We start from the raw sequence: 16623 nt of genomic DNA on the forward strand, positions 1-16623 counted from the left end.
CCGAGGACGATCACGCCTTCGAAGCCGCCCGTACGCAGCCGTTCGGCCACCGCCAGCGTCGGACCGTTCTGACTGAACATCGAGGTGAACCCGATGACATCCGGCGAAGCCGCGAGCAGTGCGGCCGCCGTCTCCTCCACATGCCGGTCCGCCACCTCCCGTAACGCGTCGATCAGGGAGAGGGTCGCGTCGTCGACCCTTCTCGCCTTCAACTGCTCGAAATACTCGGCGCGTTGTGCCGCGTCCCCACGCCGGCGAGCGAAGATCCAGTCGCCGACCGCCAGATGATAGAGCTTTTCGGAGACCAGTTCATAAGCCTCCGCCCAGGCGTCCTCGGAGAAGTCGAGCATGCGCCGGGCCAGGCCGTAGAAATCGAGATACGCGTAATTGGCTTCTACTCGCCACCCCTCGGCCTCGGCGACCGAGCGCAGCGTACCAACCTGAATCGACGGTCGCAGCACACTGTTCCACGGCATCGAGACAAGAGAAGCGCTTCGGACGTCGGGCACGGAATCATCTCCCCCGGGGGCCGGGCTGTCACGACTCATCCATGGTGGTTGCATGCGAAATTTGTGTCAAGGTCATACAAACCTTGGCGAGAAAGCGCCATTCATGTGTCATCGGCACTTTCAGGGCAACCGTTCGGAGGTGTCAACTACTGGTTTCTGGCCGGAAATCGTCGTGGTGGAGCCTTTTTCGATCATGTGGACCCGACGTGTCCGAGCAGCGTTTTCGGCCGGATTGGCGCATGGCTTGAAAGATCACCGGATGCTTGCCGGGGGCGGAAAAGGTCCCCTACTGTCGCCGACCGAATAACACCCCCGGCGAAAGGCCCAAACGCTCGAGTCCGTACAGCAGAAAGGTGAAAAATGAAGGTGTCCCTCACCGGCGCGGCCGAGACCCTGCTCGCCCCGCTCTACGCCCGCGCCCTCGACGCCCGTTCGCCCCGCCCGCTGCTCGGCGACACGACCGCCGCGGCTCTCCTCGACACGCTCGACTACGACTTCAGCCGCCTCGGCATGGGAGAGGCCGGCGCCGTCGGCGTCGCCCTTCGTGCCCGCTACTTCGACCGCCACGTACGGGACTTCCTCGCCGCACACCCCTCGGCCACCGTCCTCCACCTCGGATGCGGCCTCGACAGCCGCGGTGAGCGCATCGCCCCCGGCCCGGACGTGCGGTGGTACGAGGTGGACCAGCCGGACGTCATCGAGCTGCGCGAGCGGCTCTACCCGCCCCGGCCCGGCCACGAGACCGTCGCCGTGTCCGTCACCGACCCCGACTGGCCCGCCCGCATCCCCACGGACCGGCCCGTCCTCGTCGTCGCCGAGGGCCTCACGATGTACCTCTCCGCCGACGAAGGCCCGCGCATGCTGCGGGGCTTCGTCGACCACTTCCCCTCCGGCGAGATGGTCTTCGACACCTACGCCCGGTTCGCCGTCCGCTCCACCCGCTCCATGGCGCTGTTCCGCCAGACCGGCGCCCGGCTCGCCTGGGGCGTGGACGACCCGCGGGAGCTGGAGCGCCGGGTGCCGGGACTGCGGCTGATCGAGGCGGCCAGCGCCTACGCCACTGCCAAGGGCGCCGACCTGAGCCACCTGCCGACGGCCCTGCGCATCCGGCTGAGGATCGACACCGAAGTCCTCTCCCGGCTCCCCCTGCTGGGGCGGATCGGCCACATCTCCCGCTACGGCTTCGGGAAGGAGGGGCACGTTTGAGACGGAACCGGGCGCATTCACGCGCCCGGTCACCATGCCCGGCCGGGAACAACTCCCTTCCGGGGCACAGCGTTCGCGCCATCGTCGTACCGGTACCGGGCGGGCACCCTGCCACACTGGCCCGGTGCTGACCCGATACCTCATTTCCCACGGTTTGTCCTTGCTCGGCAACACCGTGGCGGCCATCGCACTGCCCTGGCTCGTACTGCTTCGCACCGGCGACGCCGCGGCGGTCGGTCTCGTGGCCGCCGCCAGCGCGCTGCCGATGCTGGTGTCCGCCGTGGCCGGAGGGGTCCTCATCGACCGGGTCGGCCGCCGCCGGCTCTCGGTGGGCGCCGACCTCGCCTCCGCCGCGTGCGTCGCGGCGCTGCCGGTCGTCGACGGGCTGCTCGGGCTGACGCTCGCCTGGTTCGTGGTCCTCGGCGTCGCCGGCGCCCTCTTCGACGTACCGGGGATGACGGCCCGCGAGGCGCTGGCGCCCGACGTGGCCGCCGCGGCCGGGGTGGGGATGGAGCGCCTCGCCGGGCTGCGCGAGAGCATCGGCGGCGGTGTCGTGGTCGTCGGCCCCGCCGCGGCCGGTGGCCTGATCATGTTCGTCGACCCGACGACGGTGCTCTGGCTCACCGCCGGGTGCTCGGCCCTCGCCGCGCTCGTCACGCTGACCCTGCCCAAGAGCGTCGGCGCCCAGGCGGTGCCCTCGCCCGAGGACGGCGGTGGCCTGAAGGCCGACGTGGCCCGAGGCTTCGGGGTGCTGCGCGGCGACCGCGTCCTCGCGGCCCTCACCTTCGTCTCGGCGGGCAGCGTGGCCGTCCTCGCGCCGCTGCAGAACCTGGTCCTGCCCGTCCATCTGGTCGGCAAGGACTCGTCCATCGGCTTCGGCCTCGTGGTGTCGTTCCTCGCGATCGGCGGCATCGGGGGCGCCGGGCTGTACGCGGCCGTCGGTGCGCGCTGGTCGCGCCGTACGGTCTTCGTGGCGGCCCAGCTCACCTCCACGGTCGGCATCGTGGGGCTCGCCCTGCTCCCGCCGGTGCCGGTGATGCTGGCGGCGGCCGTGCTCGCCGGGATCGGCGCCGGACCGCTGCCCGCCCTCTTCCTCGTCCTGGTCAGCGAGCGGATCCCGGAGCAGGTCCGGGGCCGGGTCCTCGGTCTGCAGAACGCGGTCTCCATGACGGCGGTCCCGCTGGGGACCCTCGGCGCCGGTGTCCTGGTCGAGTGGATCGGACTGCGCCAGACCGGCGCCCTGCTCGGGGTGGCCTGGGGGGTGGTGGCCCTCGCCGTTGTGCTGCTGCCGGCCCTGCGCACCCTCGACGCGGGCGGCGACGGTGGAGCGGAAGGCGGCACCGAGGGCGCGTCCGCCTCCCCGGCCGGTCAGGCCGTCGCCGAGCAGTGACCGCGCCCGAGCGGTGACCCTCTCGACCGGCGGCGGGCGGGCTCAGCCCAGCGGCTTGGCGAAGCAGCGGCTGTTGGGGTAGTCCCGGTACAGGCCGAACTTGGTGCACGGCACGTAGCCGCTGGAGGTGTACAGCGCGATCGCCTCCGGCTGCTGGTCGCCCGTCTCCAGCACCATCCGGGTCCGGCCGGCGGCGCGCGCGTCGGCCTCCAGGGCCGCCAGGATGCGGCGGGCGAGGCCCACCCCGCGGGCCTCGGGGATCACGAACATACGCTTCAGCTCGGCGTCGCCGTCGGAGTAGCCCTCGTCGTTCTCGTCCTGGGTACGCCAGCCGCCCGTGGCGACCGCGCGGCCGTCGGCGTCGTACGCCATGAGGTACAGGCCGGACGGCGGGGCGAACATCGCCGGGTCGAGTGGCGTGATGTCGCCCCCGTCGCCGTACCGCGCGACGTACTCGAGCTGCACCTGGTCGTTGAGCTTGACCGCGTCCGGGTGGTCGAAGGGCATCGGGCGTATATGCATGCGGAGTAGCGTACATGTATGCACCGACTGCTCCCACAGGTAGGGTGCCGGGATGCTCACTGTCACGACCGCGAATGTAAATGGACTCCGCGCCGCAGCCAAGAAGGGCTTCGTGGAGTGGCTCGCCGCGACCGGTGCCGACGTGGTGTGCCTCCAGGAGGTACGGGCAGAGGCGGCGCAGCTCCCCGAGGAGGTGCGCACCCCCGAGGGCTGGTTCACCGTGCACGCCCCGGCGGCCGCCAAGGGGCGCGCGGGCGTCTCCCTCTACACCCGGCGCGAGCCCGACCAGGTGCGGATCGGCTTCGGGTCGTCCGAGTTCGACGGCAGCGGCCGGTACGTGGAGGCCGACCTGCCCGGTGTCACCGTCGCCAGCCTCTACCTCCCCTCCGGGGAGGTCGGCACCGAGCGGCAGGACGAGAAGATCCGTTTCATGGACGAGTTCCTCCCCTACCTCAAGGGGCTCAAGGAGCGCGCGGCCGCCGACGGCCGCGAGGTCCTGGTCTGCGGTGACTGGAACATCGCCCACCAGGAGGCCGACCTCAAGAACTGGCGGGCCAACAGGAAGTCCTCCGGCTTCCTGCCCGAGGAGCGCGCCTGGCTGACCCGGGTCTTCGACGAGGCCGGCTACGTCGACGTGGTCCGCGCCCTCCACCCGGACCAGGAGGGCCCCTACTCGTGGTGGTCCTACCGCGGCCGCGCCTTCGACAACGACACCGGCTGGCGCATCGACTACCAGGTCGCCACCCCCGGCCTCGCCGCCCGCGCGGTCAAGGCCTGGGTCGAGCGGGCCGCCAGCCACCCCGAGCGGTGGAGCGACCACGCGCCCGTCACGGCCGTCTACGAGCCGTAGGGAGCGGCATCGAGGGGCCCTCGCCCGGCCGGTTGTCCGTAGGGCGGAGGGGCCGCGGGGTCTTTGTCGTCCGGCATCGCGTGGCGCAGGGTGCCGAGGTGCCGACGTCATCATGGACCCGCTGGCCGGTGCCTGCCCGGGTGCCTCTCAGTGCCCCTCCGGATGGCGCCGCAGGAAGACGTTGCAGTCGGTCACGGTTGTCCAGCCGCCCCCAGCTCGGGCACGGGTCCTCAGGTCGGCCAGTTCTGCGCACCCCTCACATCCTTCGGCCGGGGCCGGTTCCGGCTCCAGATCGAGCGGCAGTTCAACCGGTGTGGTGCTGTATCGCGTGGGTTCGGTCATGGTGGGAGCGTGGCCCACCCTCGTGGACGTATCTCGCCCCGCATGACGGACAGTTGAGACGTGCGGCGCTACGGTCGAAGAAAGCCCAAAAGGTCACGCCGAGGGGGTTGACTTGAACGCCGCTCTTCAGTCCGCCATGGAAGCCGCAGGCTTGTCCCCACGCCAGTTAGCGTACCGGGTGGGGGTATCCGCGAAGCAGGTGGAACGATGGTTGAGCAATGCTGATCTGACACCACACGCAAGGAACCGGGCGGACGCCTGTCGGGCGCTGGGAGTGGACGAAGAGATGTTGTGGCCGAAGGCTGTACAGGAACGCGTGAAGACCGGCACTGATCGAGAGCTGGTCCACAGCTACCCCTACCGGTCCGCGTGTCCGTCAACCACTTGGACGGAACTTGTCGAGTCGGCACGCACGGATCTCTTCCTCGCCGGCTACACGAACTACTTCTTCTGGACCCAGGTACCCCACTTCGCGGACACGATCCGGCGTAAGGCGGAATCAGGATGCCGCGTGCGGTTCCTCGTGGGGGATCCGGACGGGGAGGTGACCCGCCAGCGGGAGACGATCGAGGACGTGGCCCTTTCTGTTTCCACGAGGATCAGGATCACTCTGGAGCACCTGGACCGGCTCGGTCCGCTGGAAGGGGTGGAGACGCGCCTGTCCGCGCCCCTGGACGCCATCAACCACGTGAGTCTGTCCGTTTTTCGCTTCGACGACGACGCCTTGGTGACACCACATCTCGCCCGTCTCGTGGGGCACGACTCGCCACTTCTGCACCTGCGTCGCCACGGCAGTGGGGGCATGTTCGACCGCTTCGCGGAGCATGGCGAGGAACTGTGGGGGCGCGCTCAGCCCCGGGGTGCCGAAACCCGTACGTGAGGGGGCCTGGTGCCCGGAGTGGTCCGGGCCCAGACCGTGAAGGGTGATCGCATGGCACGGACCGAGTACTACGACGACCCACAGGCACCGAAGCCCAACAGCCTGGTCGTCGCTGCCTCCGCCGTCGTCACGGACGGCCAGGGGCGCATCCTGCTCCAGCGGCGCCGGGACAACGAATTGTGGGCCCTTCCTGGCGGCGGCCTGGACATGGACGACTCCCTGCCTGGTACGGCCGTCCGAGAGGTCAAGGAAGAGACCGGCCTGGATGTGGAGATCACGGGCTTGTCGGCACGTACACGGACCCCCGGCACATCATCGCGTACAGCGACGGTGAGGTCCGCCGACAGTTCAACGTGTGCTTCACGGCGTGTGGTCGGCGGTGATCTGGCTGTCTCGGACGAGAGCACGGGACTGCGATTCGTGGCGCCGGTGGAGCTTGACTCCTTGCCCATGCACCACACGCAGCGGCTACGCCTCGAGCACTTCCTGGAGCACCGGACCACGCCCTGTCTGGGGTAGCGCGATTGGCTTGTGCCCGTACGGTGAGAGACCGTCCGTCGCAAGGCGCAGTGCGCTCCTGACGAGGGCGTACGGAGGCGCACATGGCGCACGCCCCGGCGCGTTCCGAGGGCCTCGACAGCGGTGATTCGGCCATTTCTCGCTGTGTGTCACTTGGCGTAGACCCAGCCGACTTTGGTGCCGTACTACTGGGGCGACTGATCGAGTAGTTGCTCCAGGAAGCGCTTGGGGAGGCACCCGTGCCTGGTGACGTCAAGCAGTACTGGGTCGTGGTGCTGGACCTGGAAAACTCCAGTTCGCGCACCGATCCGATCCTCGAATCGCTGAACACCGCGATGCACGACATCGTCGGTGAGGCCCGGAAGCGGGCCGGGTTGCCGGAGGACGGCATAGCCGTCGAGGACCGCGGCGACGGCGTGCTGATGATCCTTCCGGCGTCGGTGCCGGCGATCGATCTGGTCGGCGGCTTCATCCGGGCTCTTGACGACGAGCTCGCGCAGCGGGCGGCCGTCTACAGCGCCGCCCACGCCATGCGGTTCCGGGTCGCCGCCCACCTCGGCTTCGCCTCGTGGAACGGCACGAGCTGGACCGGCGGCGCGGTCAACGACACCTGCGCCCTTGTCGAGGCCGGCCCGCTGCGCGGCGTCCTCACCGCCGCGACGTCCGCGCGGATGGTCTTCGCCGTGTCGGACCAGATCTACCAGTCCCTCGTCCGGCACGGACACCGCTCCATCGACCCGGCCACGTATCTCCCGATGCCCTTCCGCACCAAGCACGGCGAGACCGTACGCGGCTGGGTGACCGTGCCGGGATACCCGGCCCCGCCCGGCCTGACCGGCGAGGAGCAGCAGCCCCCGGCCTCCGGCCCCGCGCCCGGCGCATCCGGGACCACCGGACCGCCTCCGGCTCCTGCCGCCGGCAGCGTCACCAACATCGTCACCGGCACGGTCCACGGCGATCTCGTCCAGGGCCACAAGATCGGCACCGTCAACCTCAACCGGCCGGGGCAGCCATGACCACCACCACGGGGGGAGCGCCGGCCGCCGGCGCGACCGGGGGACCGGCGGCCGGTCCGGCGGGCGGTACGGGGGGCACGCCGGGCGGCGCGGGGGCAGGCCCCGCCGCACCGCCCGGCGCCGCACCGCCCGTCACGGGGGACGGGGCGCAGGGAGCCCCAGGAGGAGCGGGGGCCACGGGGGCGACGGGCGGCACCGGGGAGCCGCCCCGCTCGGGCCCCGGCTCCGCGCCCTTCGAGGCCACCGGCCAGATGGGCGAGGGCTCCCTGCGCCACGACCGGCTCCGCAACGCCTTCGCCAACGTGCAGGGCGACGTCGTCGGCGGGAACAAGTACATCCAGCTCGTCGGCGGCACGCAGAAGCGGCTGCGTCCGCTCTCCCCGCTCCTGGAGGAGCGGGTGCGGTTCGCCTACGAGGAGCCGCCGGGCCTGGCCGACGCCCGGGAGGCGCTGTTCAGCCGCCATCTGCTGATCCTGCGCGGCGCCCCCGGCTACGGAAAGACCGCCATGGCGGTCCGGCTCCTGCAGGGCATGGGCGCGCCGACCAAGTACCACCTGGACAGCGATGTCGACTTCGCCTCGCTCGCCGACCACCTGGAGCGCGGCGGCGAGGGCATCGAGCGCGGCGTCTGCTTCCTGCTCGACCAGCCCTCCGACATCGCCTCCCTGCGTGGCGAGGTGTACGAGAAGGTGCAGGGCGCCCTCGCCCTCGCCGGGGCCTGGCTGGTCATCACCGTCGCCGGGACCGGGGTGACCGACGGCGAACTGCTCACCGCCGTCGTCGAGGTGACCGAACCGCCCGACCAGCGGGGCATCGTCGCCGCACATCTGCGCTGGCGCCTCGGCGACGCCGTACGCGACCGGATCCTGGCCCTGGCCGAGATCGGCAAGCTGCTCGACGAGCTCCTCTCCGGGGACCCGGCGTGCCGGCAGGCCGCCGACCTGGCCGCCGCGATCAGCGAGGAGTACGAGACCGGACAGCTGGACCCGGAGCGGATCAAGGAGCGCCGGGCCCGCCTCGACGACGAGGACTTCGACATCTGGGTCGAGGGACTCAAGGAGCCGGCCGTCCGCAGCCTCGCCCTCGCGCTGGCCGTGCTCAACGGACTGCCGCAGGAGTACATCGCCTCCGCCGCGCGCTCCCTGCGCGAACGGCTGGAGGACGACCGCCCCCATGTGCTGATGGCCGCCCCGGGCGGCGAGCCGCCCCGGCTCAAGGACCCCTTCGCCGCGCCGCGCCGCACCCAGCTGACCCGGCTGCGCGCCCGGGACACCGCCAAGGAGGACGGCGAGCCGGGCCGGGCCCTGGAGTACAAGGACCCCTCCTATCCGCCGCGGGTCCTGCGGCACGCCTGGGCGCAGTACGAGATACAGGCCGAGCTGCTCGACTGGCTGGCCGAGCTCGTGGTCGACCCGGCCGAGGAGGTCCGGGTCTACGCGGCCGCCGCGCTCGGGGTGCTCGCCGCCGAGTCGTACACCTTCCTCTGCGACCGGGTCTTCCACCGCTGGGCGGGCAGCGAGAGCCCCTACCGGCGGGACGCCGTCGCCTACGCGCTCCAGGTCGCCTCGGACGAGCCGTGGATCGCCGAGCGGACGAACGTCCTGGTGGAGGGGTGGTTCGCGGACCGGGGCCGGCCCTACGCCCAGGCCACCGCGGCGCGGGTGCACGGCATGGGGGAGGACCTCGAGCGGGCGGTGGCCGCGCTCGACCGGCTCACCGTCGTCGACCGGGCGGCCGTCGCCGTCGCCGTCGGCCGCAGCTTCACCGACCTCCTCGCCCGGGACTCCGACGGCACAGGCCTGGTCCTGCGCACCCTGCACGCCCGGTCCTCGGACCACCGGGGGCGGCCGACCGCGCTGCTGGCCTTCCTCATCGTCGCGGCCCAGCTCGTGGTGGAGCGCGAGGAGTGGGGGACGGGCGGGACCGTGGAGAGCTGGCCCGCGCTGCTCCATCTCGCCCACCACCGCGAGGAGTTACGCGGCCCGTTCGTCACGCTGTGGCGAGAGGCGCTGAACCAGGCCGACTTCGGCGGCGAGGCGCAGCAGGTGCTGCGCAACTGGGCGGCGCTGGCCGAACGGGACCCGGCGCTGCGGGAGATGTTCCAGCTGATGGTCGGGGCGGTCGCCTACGGCGACCCGAGGACCGGCCGGATCCTGCGGCGGTGCGCCGCCGACTGGACCGACCCGGAGGAGCTGGCGCCGCTGCCGCTCACCGCCGCGGTCGTCAATGCCCAGCTCGATCTCGAAAGGGTGTGACATGACGCTCTCGCTGATCCTCAACAACCGCCCGGTGCCCCGGGGGCAGCTGGGCTCCCTGACCAACCTCCCGCCGAACTTCGCGGTCGTCTACGCCGTCGACGGCGGCGGCTGGGAGGTGGAGACCGCCAAGCACCGCACGCTGACCCAGCGGATGCTGAACAAGAACAAGCTCTGCCACCTCGTCGACCTGGGCGACCACCGGCGTACCGCCAAACTCACCAAGACGCCGCTGACCTGCAAGGACCAGGCCCACCGGTTCGAGGCGACGATCGACGTCGGGTTCAGGGTGCACGATCCGGTGGCGGTGGTGCGCAGCGCGCTGCCCGATGTGCTCACCGCCGTCTATCCGCCGCTGGTGAAGCGGCTGCGGCCGCACGCCGCCCAGTTCGACATCGACGAGGCCTTCGAGGCCCAGGCCAGAATCAACGGCTCGCTGGCGCTGCCGATGGCGCTGCCCGAGGGCATCACCCTCTACTACTGCGACGTCCAGCTCGAACCGGACGAGGCCGCGCGGGAGTTCATCCGCAGCCGGACCAAGGCGGGCCGGGACTCCGTCCTCGGCCGGATCGAGCACACCGCGTCGGTCGGCAACACCCGCCACGAGCAGGTCATCGAGGACATCAAGCAGCAGGGCCGGATCCAGCGGGAGATGCAGGAGCGCGAGGCGCTGGCGGCCGTACAGCTGGACTTCCGCTCCATCGTCATGGAGCACCTGGCCAAGCACCCCGGCGACACCGAGAAGGCCATGGAGCTGCTGATGCGCTGGGAGGAGAGCCGGCGCGGGCAGGCCCTCGACCTGGAGCAGCGCCAGGTCGAGATGGTCCGCTACATGATCGACAAGGGGATCGTGCGGGAGGTGGACCTGCCAGGCCTGCGCGACGGGGTCCTCGGCGCGAGCGGCATGCTCGGCGGTGCGCTGACGGCAGGCTCGGGCGCGGCCCCCGCTCTGCTCCCGCCGCCGATGACGGCGCCGGTGGCGCAGCCCGCCCAGTCCGCCCCGGCCTCCTCGCCGGGAGGCCCGGGCGCCGCGCCGCCGCCCCCGCCGGCGACCGTGCCCTGGGGCGGGACCCGGCCCGACTCGGCGGCGGCCACGCAGGGGTCCGACGACCCGGCGCCCACCGTGGTCGACGCGCGCCCGGCGGCCGTCGGCCTCGCCCCGGTCTACGTCGTCCTCGACACCTCACCCGCGGCGGCCGCGTGCGTCCCGCAACTCCGTGACGCACTGCGGTCGTTGCAGTCGCTGCTTGCCAACAGCCCGGACGTGGCCTCGGCCGTACGGCTGTCGGTGCTGGCCTTCGCCGACACCGTGGACGTCCGGCTGCCGCTGACGCAGGTCTCCTGGCAGACCGGGGTCCCCGACCTCCAGGCTGGCGTCGGCTGCCGGTACGAACCCGTCTTCCGCCGGCTCCTGGAGCTCGTACCGCTGGAGATGGAGCGGCTCAAGCAGCAGGCCCGGGTGAACCGGCCCACCGTCTTCCTGCTCACCGCCGGCGACCCGGAGGACGGCGGCCAGTGGCAGGCCGCCCACCAGCGGCTGCTCCAGCACCACTACCGGCCGAACATCGTCTCCTGCGGCATCGGCCGGATCGACCGCCGCACGGTGGCGCGGATCGCCAGCCCGGCCGAGTTCGCCCTCGCGGCGGACCCGCACGCGGACCTGGCCGAGGCGGCGGCGCAGTTCTCCATGCTGCTCCAGAACACCGTGCTCCATCTGGGCCGCAGCGCCGTCGCGGGCTCCTCGGAGCTGAGCCTGCAGCGCCCGCAGGGGCTGAGCCCGGTCGAAGGCGTCGCCTAGCGGGGCGGCACCGGAGCGTTCCACAGATCGCGTACAGATCGAGTAGAGAGAGTCGAGAGACATGGCCGAAACGCAAGGGCAGTTGCTGCCTGTGTACGTCCTGGCCGACGAGTCCGGTTCGATGCATCCGTACGTCGGCGACCTCAACGCCGGGCTCGCCTCGCTGCACCGGGCGCTGCTCGGCGAACCGATGGCCGCGGCCAAGGTCCGGTTCTCCGTGATCGGGTTCGCCAACAGCGTCACCGAGCGGCTGATACTCGCTGATCTGCGGGCCGAGAGCGAGCTGCCCCGGCTCACCGCGAGCGGCGGGACCAGCTACGAGGCCGCGTTCGCCGCGCTGCTGCGGCGCATCCCGCAGGACGTCGACACCCTCAAGAGCCAGGGTTACCGCGTGCACCGGCCCGCGGTGTTCTTCCTCAGCGACGGCCAGCCCAACTACGGGGAGGCCTGGCAGGACCGGCACAGGGAGCTCACCGACCGGTCGGTGACCAAGGCGGCGCCCAACATCATCGCCTGCGGGATCGGCCAGGCGCAGGCCGAGACGATGCTGAGCGTCGCCACCCAGTCGGAGTTCGCCTTCATCTCCGTGCCGGGCGCGCAGCTGGGCGAGTCCATCGCCCAGTTCTTCACCGCCCTCACCAAGAGCGTCGTGGAGTCGGGCAACGCGATGGCGTCCGGCAACGCCGAGCTGGTGGTGGAGAAGCCGGAGGGCTTCCGCCTCGCGATCGACGAGGTGTGAGCGTGCCGAACTTCCCGTTCGGGAAGCGGCGGGAGCCGGAGCGGAAGGACCGCTCCGGCCCCGGGCCCGCCTCCGTGCCTCCACCGAAGCCGCCGCCCCCGCTGCCCGCGGCGTCCTCGCCGCCGGCGTACGAACCACCGCCGTACGAGCCCCCGCCCCCCTATGAACCGCCGCCGTACGAGCCGCCTCCGCCGTACGAACCACCGCCCTACGAGCCGCCGCCGTACGAGCCTCCGAAGAGCGGCCGCGAGGCGAAGGCGCCCGCCCGGCCACCCTCCCCGGCCCCGACCCCGAAGTCCCCCCAGGCCGCTCCTCCACAGGCCCCACCGGAGCCGCGCCGCGAGAAGGGGGCGCGGCACGCCGGACGGCCGTCGCCCGACCGGTGGGCGCGGATCGTGCTGGGCCGGCCGAGCCCGGAGTTCGAGCCGAAGCCGCCGCCGTCCGACCCGTACCGCCCCGACACGCTCTTCGACGGCTGGTCGACCCCGGCGATCACGGTCCGGCTCGCCTCCGTGCGCGGCGACGCCCACCGCTACGGCGGCCAGCCCCGCCAGGACGACATCGCGGTCGCGGTCCACGAGCGGACCGGCGCGGTGGTCTTCGCCGTCGCCGACGGGGTGTCGCAGGCGAAGCAGTCCCATGTGGGCGCGGCGCTGGCATGCCGTACGGCCGTGCAGGACGTGATGCGGCAACTCGACGGCGGCAAGACGGAGGTGGACTGGCGGCGGACCGTGTCGGCGGCCGCGTACCAGCTGGTCATGCGGGTCACCCGGGGCGCCGAACCGAGTGCGGAGCAGCGCAAGGAGGCACAGAGCCTGCTGGCCACGACGCTGGTGACCGGCCTGGTCCAGCCACTGGAGCGGGGCCAGCTCGGGGTGTATCTGGCGCATGTGGGCGACAGCGGCGCCTGGCTGCTGCACCGCGGCGCCTTCCATCCGCTGCTCGGCGGCAAGGCCGAGCGGGAGGACGGGGTCTTCTCCTCGTCCGTACGGGCGCTGCCGTGGGTGCCGCCGCAGATCGAGGGCACGTGGTTCGGCGTCCCGGAGGACGGGGCGCTACTGGTGGGGACGGACGGCTTCGGCGATCCGCTGGGCGACGGCACCGGCATGGTCGGGCAGACGATCAAGCTGGAGCTGAACCGCCCGCCGCGTGAGCCCCGCGCCCTCGCCCAGCTTCTCGACTTCTCCCGGGAGACCTTCGACGACGACCGCACGCTGCTGGCGATCTGGCCGCGCCACCGGCTGGAGGAGCCCGGCGGCGGCCCCGCCGGTACGGCGACGGGGACGGGTGGGGCGGTGGGATGAGCGGAGCGGCGCCGGGCGCGATGGACATCAGCAAGGTCGTCAAGGAGCGGAAGTTCAACTCCGGCGGACAGGGTTCCGTCTGGGCCGTCAAGGACCGGACGATCAACGGCGTCTGGCCGGTGGCGTACAAGGAGTACCACCAGGCCACCCGAGGCCAGTTGAAGGCGGACGTGCTCGCCCAGATGGTCGGCTTCATGCCGGACCTGCCGCGCGGCACGGGGCAGTGGCTGGCGGAGTGCTCGGCCTGGCCGGCGGCGCTGGTCAAGGACTCGGCGGGGGTCAGCGGCTTCCTGATGCGGCAGATCCCGCCCCGGTTCTTCCGGGAGCTGAACTTCGAGCCGGGGGTGAAGAAGCCCGCGGGCTTTCAGTACCTGCTCAACAGCCCCGGCTATCTGAAGAACGCCGGGATCCCGCTGTCGCACCGGCACCGGTTCGAGCTGCTGCTGGACTTCGCCCGGATCCTGGGGCGGCTGCACTCCCTCGGGGTCGTGGTGGGCGACATGTCGCCGAACAACGTGCTGTTCACCCTGGAGGGCACGCCCGCCTGCTTCCTCATCGACTGCGACGCCATGCTGCTGAACGGACGGTGGGCGCTCCCGCCGGTGGAGACCCCGGGCTGGCAGCTGCGCCAGGGGGAGCGGCTGGGCAGCGCGCGGGGGGACGCGTACAAGTTCGGTCTGCTCGCCGCGCGGCTCTTCCACGGCGAACAGCACGGCGAGGACCTGACGTCGCTGAGGCAGGCGGACGCGGCGGTGGGGGCGCTGGCCGAACGCAGCCTGTGGGCCGATCCCGTGGCCCGGCCGACCCTGGAGGAGTGGGTGCCCGCCCTGGCGAACGCGGCGGCCACGGCGCCGACGACGGTGGGGGTGCCGTCCCCGCGTCGGCCCAGGGCCGCGACGCCGACCCAGACCCAGGCGCAGACGCAGACGGCACCGAGGCCGAGGCCGACTACGGTGGCGGCGGCGCCGGCACCCCAGCCGCCCGCCAAGGGGCGGTTCGGCCGGTGGTGGGCCGGGCTGGTCGGGCTGGCGCTGGTGGCCGTGCTGTTCGGGCCCCAGGTGTACGAGTGGGCGGGCGACGCGGTGGCCGGGGAGAGCGGGGTCGGCACCCGCAGCGCCCCCGGAGGCGCGGGCAGCGGCGGCGGGGGAGGGGCCCAGGACAGCGCCACGCCGGGCTCCGTGGAGGGCCAGGCCCGCGCGCTGGAGGGCCTGCTGAAGCGGAACGAAGGCAACCGCGGCAGTGTGGTGGAGGCGGTCCGGCTGATGACGTCCTGCCCCGGCGATTCCCGGCTCCGCGAGGCCAAGAGAGCGTTACGGGAAGCGGCCGAGGAGCGGGACGCTCTCGTACGGGACCTCTCGGCGCTGGACGTCAGCCTGCTGCCCTCGTCGACGACGTCGAGCCTGCGGGTCGGCTGGGAGGCCTCGGCCGATGCCGACCGGGCCTATGCGCGAGTGGCCGAGGAGCTGCGCAGCGGCTGCTCGGCCGAGGCGCTGCGCTCCTCGACGCCGTGGCAGGAGGCGGCCGAGGCGAGCGGCCGTGCCACGGCGGCGAAGAAGGAATTCGTGGCGGACTGGAATCCGCTGGCGCGGAAGTACGGTCTGACGACGATGACCGAGGGGGAGGTCTGACCCGTCCCGACGGGGGTTCGGCATCCGGGGCCGGGGCCTCAAGGGCGCCCGGCACCGGGGTTGCGGGGCGGGACGGGGGCGCCCGGCGCGGAGGGTTCCGCTGTGCCCACCTTTATCCTCCCCGAGGACTTCGTCCTGGGGGACCCCCATGCGGGACGATTGCCCACAGGGTGCTCAGGCCGCCCCCATACCTATCCGTTTCAGTTCATCCGGGCGGTCGATCGTCAGGCGCTCCCGGCCCGTGGTCACCCAGCCCCTTCCCCGCCACTGTTCGAAGACGCGGCTGACGGTCCGCCGTGAGCTGAGGACGAGGCCGGCGAAGTCGTCCTGGGACAGCGGGAGGGCGATCAGTACGGAGCCGTTGCCTTCTGGGCGGCCGTACTCCGCGCCGAGGTCCAGCAGCAGCGCGGCGAGGCGGGCCTGTACCGCCTCGGAGCCGGCCGCCGCGCGGTGGCCGTCCGCCTCGCGCAGGCGGGCGGAGAGCACCTGCTGGAGGGCGAGCGCGATGGCGGGCGTGGCCCGGGCGGCGTCGCGGAAGGGTGCCGCGGGGAGCCACAGCGCCTCGACGCGGGTGAGCGCGGTGAGGGTGGCCGAGCGCGGCCCGCCGTCGAAGGCGGCCTGTTCGCCGAGGAGGTCGCCGGCGTTGCGGATGGCGAGGACGGCCTGGTAGCCGGCGGCGGAGTTGGCGGAGACCTTGACGCAGCCGCGCCGGACGAGGAGGAGGTGGTCGGTGAGGTCGTACTGCCGCATCAGGGTGTCCTTGGCCGGGAATCCGACCGGTCGTCCGATGCGCAGCAGCGTGGCGCGGGCGTCTTCGTCGAGGAGGGACCAGAACGGCATCCGGCGGCCTGGCGGGCGACGGGGCGGTGCGCTGTCCATGGGCGCACTATAGCCACGGCGTACGCCGGTACGACCTCAGCGCGCGGGGCCAATCGCCTCTGCGTCGGCGGCATTTGAGGGAGTCGCGGAGTGCGGCTGCGGCGCGTCCTCGCGCAGTCTGCGGTCCAGGGCCATGGACAGCTCCGCCTCCACCACGCTCTTGGCGAGCGGGCGCAGCCGGGCGATGTCCTCCTCCTGCGCATGGGTGCGCAGCAGGTCGGTGAAGAGGGCGGCGAGGGCGTCGGCGTGCTCGCGGACCTGGCGTCCGGCGGCCAGGACGGCGGCGAGCGGGACGCCTTCCTTGACGAGGGCGGCCGACACGTCGAGGAGGCGGCGGCTGATGTGGACGATCTCGTCGCCGTCGGTGGCGAGATAGCCGAGGTCGAGGGCGGACTTGAGGTTCTCGGGTGTGACCTCGCCCTCGAAGTAGTCGGCCAGTTCCTGGGGGGTGAGCCGGACGGGCTCCTCCTCGGTGGGGGCGCCCAGGCCCAGCACCTCGCTGACGTTCTTGCCGCTCTCGAAGGCGGTGTTGAGGTCGGCGATGCCGTTGAGGGTGTGGCCGCGCTCCAGGAGGGCGGCGATGGTGCGGAGTTTGGCCAGGTGGTGGGAGTCGTACCAGGCGATGCGGCCTTCCCGGCGCGGGGGCTGGATCAGTCCGCGTTCGCGGTAGAAGCGCAGGGTGCGCACGGTGATGCCGGCCGCCTCGGCCAGCTCCTCCATGCGATATTCGCGTACGTCCGATCCTTCGTCCACAGGCGCCAGCCTATGTTGTACCGCGAGTAACTT

At 72.1% G+C, this 16623-nt stretch carries 15 protein-coding genes and 1 pseudogene; 11 read left to right on the forward strand and 5 right to left on the reverse strand.

Annotation, left to right across the window (positions count from 1 at the left end):
• Positions 1–476: pseudogene (locus IEZ01_RS14725) on the reverse strand (RiPP maturation radical SAM C-methyltransferase); the annotation flags it as partial.
• Between the two features lie 393 nt (positions 477–869).
• On the opposite strand from IEZ01_RS14725, the gene IEZ01_RS14730 reads away from it, so the two are divergent.
• The gene (locus tag IEZ01_RS14730) at positions 870–1715 is read left to right on the forward strand and encodes a class I SAM-dependent methyltransferase (RefSeq protein WP_189202031.1); all 846 of its coding nucleotides are present in this window, start codon (positions 870–872) and stop codon (positions 1713–1715) included.
• Positions 1716–1839: 124 nt separating this feature from the next.
• Entirely contained in the window at positions 1840–3105 is a 1266-nt protein-coding gene (locus IEZ01_RS14735; protein WP_189202033.1) for an MFS transporter, read from the forward strand.
• Between the two features lie 42 nt (positions 3106–3147).
• Here IEZ01_RS14735 and IEZ01_RS14740 read toward each other — a convergent pair whose 3' ends face one another.
• The gene (locus IEZ01_RS14740; protein WP_028797634.1) at positions 3148–3627 is read right to left on the reverse strand and encodes a GNAT family N-acetyltransferase; all 480 of its coding nucleotides are present in this window, start codon (positions 3625–3627) and stop codon (positions 3148–3150) included.
• 52 nt (positions 3628–3679) lie between these two features.
• Between IEZ01_RS14740 and IEZ01_RS14745 the strand changes: the two genes are divergently transcribed.
• Complete coding sequence (locus tag IEZ01_RS14745; protein ID WP_189202036.1) at positions 3680–4477, forward strand: exodeoxyribonuclease III; 798 nt, start codon at positions 3680–3682, stop codon at positions 4475–4477.
• A gap of 147 nt (positions 4478–4624) precedes the next feature.
• Here the strand turns inward: IEZ01_RS14745 and IEZ01_RS14750 are convergent, their stop codons facing one another.
• Positions 4625–4819, reverse strand: a complete 195-nt coding sequence (locus tag IEZ01_RS14750; RefSeq protein ID WP_078513316.1) for a hypothetical protein — start codon at positions 4817–4819, stop codon at positions 4625–4627.
• 112 nt (positions 4820–4931) lie between these two features.
• On the opposite strand from IEZ01_RS14750, the gene IEZ01_RS14755 reads away from it, so the two are divergent.
• The 8 genes from IEZ01_RS14755 to IEZ01_RS14790 all read left to right on the forward strand — a co-directional run bounded on the left by IEZ01_RS14755 (position 4932) and on the right by IEZ01_RS14790 (position 14958).
• On the forward strand, positions 4932–5699 hold the full coding sequence (locus IEZ01_RS14755) for a helix-turn-helix domain-containing protein (protein WP_078513315.1): 768 nt from the start codon (positions 4932–4934) through the stop codon (positions 5697–5699).
• A gap of 51 nt (positions 5700–5750) precedes the next feature.
• Positions 5751–6218 carry an NUDIX hydrolase gene (locus IEZ01_RS14760; protein WP_229832960.1) on the forward strand — a complete coding sequence of 156 codons (468 nt, stop codon included), beginning with the start codon at positions 5751–5753 and terminating at the stop codon, positions 6216–6218.
• A 239-nt stretch (positions 6219–6457) separates the two neighbouring features.
• Positions 6458–7234: a hypothetical protein gene (locus IEZ01_RS14765; RefSeq protein ID WP_019887066.1), complete on the forward strand. Its 777-nt coding sequence runs from the start codon at positions 6458–6460 to the stop codon at positions 7232–7234.
• On the forward strand, positions 7231–9489 hold the full coding sequence (locus tag IEZ01_RS14770) for a hypothetical protein (RefSeq protein WP_189202038.1): 2259 nt from the start codon (positions 7231–7233) through the stop codon (positions 9487–9489). Before IEZ01_RS14765 ends, IEZ01_RS14770 begins: the two co-directional genes overlap by 4 nt.
• A gap of 1 nt (position 9490) precedes the next feature.
• Entirely contained in the window at positions 9491–11287 is a 1797-nt protein-coding gene (locus IEZ01_RS14775) for a vWA domain-containing protein (protein ID WP_189202040.1), read from the forward strand.
• 61 nt (positions 11288–11348) lie between these two features.
• Entirely contained in the window at positions 11349–12026 is a 678-nt protein-coding gene (locus IEZ01_RS14780) for a vWA domain-containing protein (RefSeq protein WP_028797633.1), read from the forward strand.
• A gap of 2 nt (positions 12027–12028) precedes the next feature.
• A complete protein-coding gene (locus tag IEZ01_RS35650) occupies positions 12029–13330 on the forward strand; it encodes a protein phosphatase 2C domain-containing protein (RefSeq protein ID WP_052185652.1) in 1302 nt (433 codons plus the stop codon).
• Positions 13327–14958, forward strand: coding sequence for a hypothetical protein (locus IEZ01_RS14790; RefSeq protein WP_189202042.1), 1632 nt, complete (start codon positions 13327–13329; stop codon positions 14956–14958). Before IEZ01_RS35650 ends, IEZ01_RS14790 begins: the two co-directional genes overlap by 4 nt.
• Positions 14959–15132: 174 nt before the next feature.
• On the opposite strand, the gene IEZ01_RS14795 is transcribed toward IEZ01_RS14790, so the two are convergent.
• Entirely contained in the window at positions 15133–15837 is a 705-nt protein-coding gene (locus tag IEZ01_RS14795) for a Crp/Fnr family transcriptional regulator (RefSeq protein ID WP_028797632.1), read from the reverse strand.
• A gap of 36 nt (positions 15838–15873) precedes the next feature.
• Positions 15874–16557, reverse strand: coding sequence for a MerR family transcriptional regulator (locus tag IEZ01_RS14800; protein ID WP_189202189.1), 684 nt, complete (start codon positions 16555–16557; stop codon positions 15874–15876).
• Positions 16558–16623: the final 66 nt, after the last annotated feature.

The organism is Streptomyces purpureus (assembly GCF_014648195.1).
GTDB lineage: Bacteria > Actinomycetota > Actinomycetes > Streptomycetales > Streptomycetaceae > Streptomyces > Streptomyces purpureus.